We start from the raw sequence: 8,008 nt of genomic DNA on the forward strand, positions 1-8,008 counted from the left end.
GCTCCAAAGAGCCTGCACGGAGAGGCAGGCCAGCCGCCGGAGAGCCCCGTTGGGACTCTCCTTTTCAACGAGACCTTGGCACAACAGGAACGTCTCTCATGAAGCAGCCCTCTACCGGCATCCCGATGCAGCAACTGCGTCGCCTTGCCGCCATCACCGCCACCGCCTTCGCACTTGGCGCCAGCGCCACCGCGGCCCTGGCCCAGACCTATCCCGCCTGGGCCCCCGACGTCTACTACACGGCCGGCACCGTCGTGACCTACCAGGGCCACAACTACCGTGCCTTGGTCAATCAGACCGACTACTCATCCACCGGCTGGAACCCGACCAATACCTCGCTGTGGACGGACATCGGCCCCGCCTCCGGCCCGGCGCCGTCGCCTGCGCCCACGCCCGCCCCGACACCTGCGCCGACGCCCGCCCCCACGCCGGCTCCATCACCCGCACCTAGCCCCGCCCCGGCGCCCACGGGCACCTGCGCGCCGGTCTGGGCCGCCGCCACCGCCTACAGCGGCGGCGCCATCGCCAGCAAGGGCACGACCAACTACAAGGCCAACTGGTGGACCCAGGGCAATGACCCGGCCACCAACAACGGCCCGGTCGGCAGCGGCCAACCCTGGACGTCGCAAGGCGCCTGCACGACCGGCCCAGCGCCTAGCCCGAGCCCGTCGCCGAGTCCCTCGCCCAGCCCGGCCCCCTCGCCTGCACCGGCGCCAGGCCTGAGMGACCCAAACGCCAAGTCCGCCAACCAGAACGGCCGCGCCTACACCGTCTACTACCCGAGCTGGAGCGACAACTGGTTCGATGCCACTGGCATGACGATGAACCAGGTCTTCGTGGCCAGCAACTTCGCGCGCATCCCGGCCAACTACACCCATGTGGTGGCGGCCTTCGCCCAGCCCAACTTCTCATGGGGCGGCATGGCGGCCAACAACTGGTCGGGCACGGGCATCAACTTCAACGGCCGGCCCTCGGACATCAAGGCCGCCATCGATGTGCTGCACGCCCGCAACATCAAGGTCATCCTGGCCGTGGGTGGCGCCACCTACAACAGCTGGGGCACCTTGTCGGCTGAAGGCCATGCGGGCAGCGGCCCGACCATCACGGCCCTGTCCAACCTGATGAAGGACGTCGGCTTCGACGGCCTGGACGTGGACTACGAGGTCGACGGCATCACCACCGACGCCTACGCCGGTGCGGTGAAGGCCATGCGCAAGGCGGTGGACCTGGCCGGCGGCGGACGCATCCTGACGGTGGCCGCCTGGTCGTCCGGCTCGGACTGCACCGCTTCCACAGGCAGCGACCCGCAATGCTCGGGCGTGGGCACCAGCTATTGGGGCGGCAAGGCCGGCGGCGAGCGCCTGCTCGTCAACGCCTACCCGGCGCTGAAGACGGCGTTCAACATCGTCAACATCATGACCTACGACGCGCGCTTCGAGCACTTCGACGGCGTGACCGCCTGGAAGCAGTACCGCCAGCTCTTCCCGGCCAGCACCATCGTGTCCATCGGCTTCGAGACGGCGCCCGAAGGTTGGAGCGGTGCGCAACTGGTAGTGAACAACGCCGACGCGCAGTGCACCGGCTCGGTCATCCTGCAGAACAGCTACGGCGCCAACATCAACCAGCCCTACTCGGTAGAGCGCTACCTGAACGCGGTGACGACCAGCACGCTGGCCAACAAGAACCCGCGTGACGGCGCCATGCTGTGGCAGGCCCTCAAGACGGCGAGCGGCAGCTGCGGCAGCGCGGCCCTGGCCTCGCCGGGTTCCATCGGCAAGAAGGCCGCCGGCCTGCTCAATCTCGTCGACGACCCGGCGCTGCAGAACGCGCCCTGGAAGTAAGCAGCTCCGCTGAGCTGAATCGCCGCCGCACCGGTCTGCCGGGCGGCGGCCTTTTCCATCCCCTTCGGAGACTTCCATGATCTCGCGCCCACCTTTGCCGCGCGCGGCCACGCCCTGGCTGCTCGCTGGTGCCCTGCTGCTGAGCAACCCCGCCTTTGCCCAGACCTACCCGGCCTGGCAGGCCGACACCTATTACACGGCCGGCACGGTCGTGGCCTACAACGGCCGCATCTACAAGGCCAACGTCAACCAGACCGACTACGCATCCACCGGCTGGAACCCGACCAATGCCTCGCTGTGGACGGACATCGGCCCGGCCTCGGGCCCAGCGCCCTCACCGGCACCCACGCCGGCGCCAACACCCGCACCCGCACCCGCACCCGCACCCGCACCAGCACCGGCTCCCACGCCCGCCCCCGCACCGGCCGGCACCTGGAGCGCCAGCACCGCCTATTCGGCCGGCGCCGTCGTGTCCTATCAGGGCGTGAACTACAAGGCCAACTGGTGGACCCAGGGCGACAACCCATCCACGCACAACGGCCCGGCCGGCAGCGGCCAGCCCTGGACCATCGTCAGCGGCGCCCCGGCGCCCTCGCCCGCCCCTTCACCGGCACCGGCGCCCGCTCCAACACCCACGCCTGCCCCCAGCCCTGCGCCCACACCGGCGCCAGCACCCTCTCCCACGCCTGCACCGCCTTCGGCCAAGCACCAGCTCATCGGCTACTGGCACAACTTCACCAACCCGTCGGGCCCGACCTTCCCGATCAGCGATGTGCCGGCGGCCTATGACGTCATCGTCGTGGCCTTCGCCGACGACGGCGGCAACGGCAGCATCACCTTCAACCTCGACTCGGGCTCCGGCGGCGAAGCGCGCTTCATCGCCGACATCGCCGCAGCGCGCGCCAAGGGCAAGAAGGTCGTGCTGTCCTTCGGCGGCCAGAACGGCACGGTCACGCTGACCAACGCCACCCAAGTGACCAACTTCGTCAACAGCGTCGAGGCCATCCTGCGCAAATACGGCTTTGACGGCATCGACATCGATCTGGAGAGCGGCGCCGGCGTCACGTCGGGCGCGCCGGTCATCACCAACCTCGTCACCGCTGTGAAGCAGCTGAAGGCCCGCATCGGCAGCAGCTTCTATCTGTCGATGGCGCCGGAGCACCCGTATGTGCAGGGCGGCTATGTCGCCAACAGCGGCATCTGGGGGGCCTATCTGCCCATCATCGACGGCCTGCGCGACGAGCTCTCGGTGCTGCATGTCCAGTACTACAACAACGGTGCCGTCTACACGCCCTATGCGACGCAGGGACTCGCCGAGGGCAGCACCGACATGCTGGTGGCCGCCAGCCGCATGCTGATCGAGGGCTTCACGACCAACAACGGCAGCGGGCCGTATGTGTTCCGCGGCATCCGGCCGGACCAGGTCGCCTTCGGCCTGCCCTCGGGGCCCTCGTCGGCCAACAGCGGCCAGGCCAGCCTCGCCACCATCACGGCGGCGCTGAACTGCCTGACCAAGCTGACGCAATGCGGCGCCATCAAGCCGCCGGTGGCCTACCCGACCCTGAAGGGCGTCATGACCTGGTCTATCAACTGGGACAAGACGGATGGGCAGTCCTTCTCCAACGGCGTGCGCAATGCGTTGAACGCGCTGCCCTGATCCATTGACCGGAGCCCGCGGCGGTCGCTGCGGGCTCCACCTCGCCTTTTGGTCGGCCACGCCCCCCGGGTCCACCCGTCCCTGAGTTCTGGCACACGCCCGTGTTGCCGCCAGGGCGCTCGTCCGCGTAATCTTGAAAGCGCTTTCAAGTCGCTGACACAGGCGACGGGCACCACAACCACTTGTTGGAGACATTCATGAATCTGCTTCGATCCCTCGTCCGGCCTGTTCTGGCCGGCCTACTGATGGCCGCTGCCGGCCTTGCCCACGCCCAGTGGCAACTCGTCTGGAGCGACGAGTTCAACGGCAGCATCGGCCCGAACTGGGTCTTCGAGACCGGCGCCGGCGGCTGGGGCAACAACGAACTGCAGTACTACCGGCGCGAAAACGCCACCATCGAGAACAACGCCCTGGTCATCATCGCCAAGCGCGAGGACTTCGGCGGCATGGCCTACACCTCGGCGCGCATGAAGACGCAGGGGCTCAAGACCTTCAAGTTCGGTCGCATCGAGGCGCGCATGAAGCTGCCCGCCTTCCTGGGCGCCTGGCCGGCGTTCTGGATGCTGGGGGCCAACCTGCCGCAGGTCGGCTGGCCGGCCTCCGGCGAGATCGACGTGATGGAGCACGTCAACGACGAGCAGAAGGTCTACGGCACCATCCACTGGCAGGACAACAACGGCCAGTACGCCCAATACGGCGGCAACATCGCCACCACCGTGACCGACTGGCATGTCTACGCCGTGGAATGGGACGCCAATGCCATCCGCTGGTATGTGGATGGCACCAAGTACCACGAGGCCAACATCGCCAACGGCGTCAACGGTACCGATGAATTCCAGAAGGACTTCTTCCTGCTGCTGAACTTCGCCGTCGGCGGCAACTGGCCGGGCTTCAACGTCAACACCGCGGCCCTGCCCGCCAAGATGTACGTGGACTATGTGCGCGTCTACGCGCCGGCAGCCGGCGGCGTGGCGACGGTCTACCAGGACTGCAACTACGCCGGCTACGCCGCCGCCCTGCCTGAAGGCAGCTACACGCTGGCCCAGCTGCAGGCGCGTGGCGTGCGGGACAACGACCTGTCGTCGCTGCGCGTGAATGCGGGCTACCAGGTGCAGTTCTTCGACGGCGACAACTTCACCGGCACCAGCGTGACCCGGGCCGGCGACACCGGCTGCCTGGTGGACCAAGGCTTCAACGACCGGGCCACCTCCGTCATCGTCTCCAAGGCCGCCCCGGCCTGGTCGCGCCAGATCGAAGCCGAGGCCTACAGCGCACAGGCCGGCGTGCAGACGGAGGCCTGCTCGGAGGGCGGCCAGAACGTGGGCTGGATCGATACCAACGACTGGATGGCCTACAACAGCGTGACCTTCCCCACCAGCGGCAGCTACCGCGTCGATTACCGCGTGGCGAGCGCTGCCGGCGGCACGCTGTCGCTGGACCTCAACGCGGGCAGCATCCAGCTCGGCCAGCTGGGCGTGCCCAACACCGGCGGCTGGCAAAACTGGACGACCATCTCGCACACGGTGAACATCAATGCCGGCACCTACAACGTCGGCGTGTTCGCAGCCCAGGGTGGGTGGAACCTGAACTGGATCAAGTTCACCAAACTCTGATCCGCGTTTCGCACCAAGGCACCGCCAAAGGGCCGCAGCAGCGGCCCTTTTCATGGCACCTACACTCATGGCTTCCCTTCGCCATTGCCGATGAACGACAAGACTCCCGCCAAGAAAGCGCCTTCAAGCCGCCCCGACGGCGTCGTCACGCTGGAGCAGGTGGCGGAACTGGCTGGCGTGTCGCCGAGCACGGTGTCGCGCATCCTGAACGGCACGGCCGCAGTCAGCCAGCTCAAGAAGGACGCCGTGCAGGCCGCCATCCGGGAGCTGGGCTTTCGGCCCAACCCGGTGGCACGGGGCCTCGCGGGCGGTCGCACGCTCTCGGTCGGCGTCGTCACGCAGATCATCTCCAGCCCGTTCTACGGTGAAGCGCTGCTGGGCATCGAGCGTGAGCTGGAACGCGCCGGCTATGTGCCGCTGTTCGTGTCCGGCAACTGGCATGAGGACGACGAGCGCAAGGCCATCGAGACCCTGCTGTCGCGCCGTGTCGACGGCGTCATCGTGCTGGCCGGCCGCATTTCGGACGCCGAGCTGACCAAGGTCTCCGACAGCCTGCCCGTCATCGTCGTTGGCCGCCAGCTGTCCGGGCCCCAGCTGTTCAGCTTCAGCTTCGACAACCGCCAGGGTGCGCGCCTGGCCACCCAGCATCTGATCGACCAGGGGCATCGCAAGATCGCCTTCATCGCTGGCGACCTCATGCACGACGATGCCGTAGAGCGCCAGAACGGCTACTTTGATGCGCTGGCCGCGGCCGGCATCGCGGTCGACCAGGATCTCATCGTGCAGAGCGACTACACCGAAGCCGGCGGCATGCTGTCGGTGACGCGGCTGCTGGAACGCGATGCTCATTTCACGGCCCTGTTCGCCTCCAACGACCAGATGGCCATCGGCGCCTGCCTGGGCCTGCATCGGCGCAACCTGCGCGTGCCCGACGACGTGTCGCTCGTTGGTTTCGACGACCTCATCATGGCGCGCTACGCCATGCCGCCGCTGACCACCGTGCGCCAGTCGGTCTACGAGATCGGCGTGGAAGCCGCGACCGCCATGCTCGAAATGCTGCGTGGTGGCAAACCCAGGGCCCAACTGCCCGCTCCCGAGCTCGTCGTGCGTGAGAGCACGCGCCGGATGCAAAGGTAGCTGCATCGGCATTTGCGGGCCGAGCGCTGGGCCGCTCCCGAGCCGGTCCGCGTGAGGCGATGTGCTTGCCGGTCAATCCGGCAAGCATCGCCGTCCCCTCGGGGGCTGAGGCCGGACACATCACGTCCAGTGGACGTAATGTGCCTGCCGAAGCGCTGCGGCTCAGTCGCAGCGCGGTCCCCGCTTGGGCGCGCCCGCGTTCAGCGTGGCGCGACCGGGCGAGGGGCTGACTGTTGTTCAGCTCGGGTAAACCATGTGGCCGATCCTCGAGGCGAGACGCATCATTATTTGAAAGCGCTTTCATTGCTTTCATCAGCTCGCTGCGTTTCAACCCAGAACTACCCTTAGCGCCCGCCCAATTTGCACACCGCCTCCCATGGGAGCGGTCACATCGGGCCAGCGCGGGATAGCCCCGCCAACCTCCCGTCCTGCGTTGCCGCGAAGCAGCAGACCGAGGGTGTTGCCTAGGTTGAAAGCGCTGCCATTCGCGTATTCTTGAAAGCGCTTTCAGCTCGTCATCGAGCACCACTCGACAAGATCACAACTACTGGAGACAAGTGAATGAGACAGCTACGCCCTGCCCTTCGCCTCACAAACCTCGCTGCCGCAAGCGGCCTGCTGTTCACCGGCGCCGCGCTGGCCCAAGGCGGCCCCGGCCAGGGCCCGGCCAATCCCAACGCCGGCCCCACGGCATCCACTTCGGTGCCCCAGGCGCTGGCCAGCACGACGCAGCTTGAAACGGTGATCGTGACCGGCATCCGCAAGTCGCTGGAGACCTCGGTCAATCTGAAGCGCTCCTCGTCAGGCCTGGTGGATGGCATCGTTGCCGAAGACATCGGCAAATTCCCCGACACCAACCTCGCTGAATCGCTGAGCCGCATCAGCGGCGTGTCCATTGACCGCGCCAACGGCGAAGGCACGCGCATCACGGTGCGCGGCATGGGCCCCGACTTCAACCTGGTGCTGCTCAACGGCCGCCAGATGCCTGGCGCCAGCCTGGACGGCAGTGCGCCCAGCTCGCGCTCCTTCGACTTCTCCAACCTCGCCTCCGATGGCGTTGCAGCGCTGGAGGTCTACAAGACCAGCCGCGCCAGCAGCCCGACCGGTGGCATGGGCGCGACCATCAATGTCCGCACCCAGCGCCCCTTCGACATCAAGGAAACCGTCGCCAGCGTTGGCGTGAAGCTGGTGAGCGACCAGTCTGCCCGCCGCCTGCCTGGCGAAGAGCAGGGTAAGAACGCCACGCCCGAACTGAGCGGCATCTACAGCACGCAGTCCAACGACGGCACGTTCGGCATCGCGCTGATGGGCACCTACCAAGTGCGAGATTCCGGCTACTCCCAGGCCAATGTCAGCAGCGGCTGGAAGACCTTTGACGGCATCCAGGACAACGACTGGAGCGGGCCGAACGCCGTCTGGGGTGGCCTGCCCAAGACGTCGACCGAGATCAAGAACCGCCCGGCCGTGGGCTCCATCTACAGCGTGCCGCAGAACCTGAACTACTCGTTCACCGGTGTGCACCGCGAGCGCCTGAACGGCCAGCTCGTGCTGCAGTTCAAGCCTGTCAAGGATCTCGTCGGCACGCTGGACTTCGTCATGTCGGAGCAGAAGTTCCGCCAGCGCCGCAACGACATCTCGGCGTGGTTCAACTACGGGGGTCAGTTCGGCGAATTCCAGACCGGCTCTCCCTCCTCGCCCGTCATCTACGGCGAGCACATGACCAACTCCGACCTGGCCATGGGCGCCTCACGGATCAGCAC

At 67.1% G+C, this 8,008-nt stretch carries 5 protein-coding genes; all 5 read left to right on the forward strand.

What is annotated here, in order from left to right:
- Positions 1 to 98 precede the first annotated feature (98 nt).
- The gene (locus tag AC1DU6_RS13730) at positions 99 to 1,841 is read left to right on the forward strand and encodes a glycosyl hydrolase family 18 protein (protein WP_477857772.1); all 1,743 of its coding nucleotides are present in this window, start codon (positions 99 to 101) and stop codon (positions 1,839 to 1,841) included.
- 76 nt (positions 1,842 to 1,917) lie between these two features.
- On the forward strand, positions 1,918 to 3,498 hold the full coding sequence (locus tag AC1DU6_RS13735) for a chitinase (protein WP_477857773.1): 1,581 nt from the start codon (positions 1,918 to 1,920) through the stop codon (positions 3,496 to 3,498).
- A gap of 197 nt (positions 3,499 to 3,695) precedes the next feature.
- Positions 3,696 to 5,111 (forward strand): carbohydrate-binding protein, encoded by a 1,416-nt coding sequence (locus AC1DU6_RS13740; protein WP_477857775.1) that lies wholly within the window; start codon positions 3,696 to 3,698, stop codon positions 5,109 to 5,111.
- Positions 5,112 to 5,201: 90 nt separating this feature from the next.
- A complete protein-coding gene (locus AC1DU6_RS13745) occupies positions 5,202 to 6,248 on the forward strand; it encodes a LacI family DNA-binding transcriptional regulator (protein WP_457321304.1) in 1,047 nt (348 codons plus the stop codon).
- Positions 6,249 to 6,809: 561 nt separating this feature from the next.
- Positions 6,810 to 8,008: TonB-dependent receptor plug domain-containing protein (locus tag AC1DU6_RS13750; protein WP_477857777.1), on the forward strand; the 1,199-nt coding region annotated here is incomplete at its 3' end.

It is taken from the genome of Roseateles sp. P5_B10 (genome assembly GCF_056400485.1).

What these genes read in the sequence shown, in the direction of transcription:
- AC1DU6_RS13735 (WP_477857773.1), top strand. Translation starts at nt 1,918, where the DNA reads ATGATCTCGCGCCCACCTTTGCCGCGCGCGGCCACGCCCTGGCTGCTC.
- AC1DU6_RS13745 (WP_457321304.1), top strand. Translation starts at nt 5,202, where the DNA reads ATGAACGACAAGACTCCCGCCAAGAAAGCGCCTTCAAGCCGCCCCGAC.
- AC1DU6_RS13740 (WP_477857775.1), top strand. Translation starts at nt 3,696, where the DNA reads ATGAATCTGCTTCGATCCCTCGTCCGGCCTGTTCTGGCCGGCCTACTG.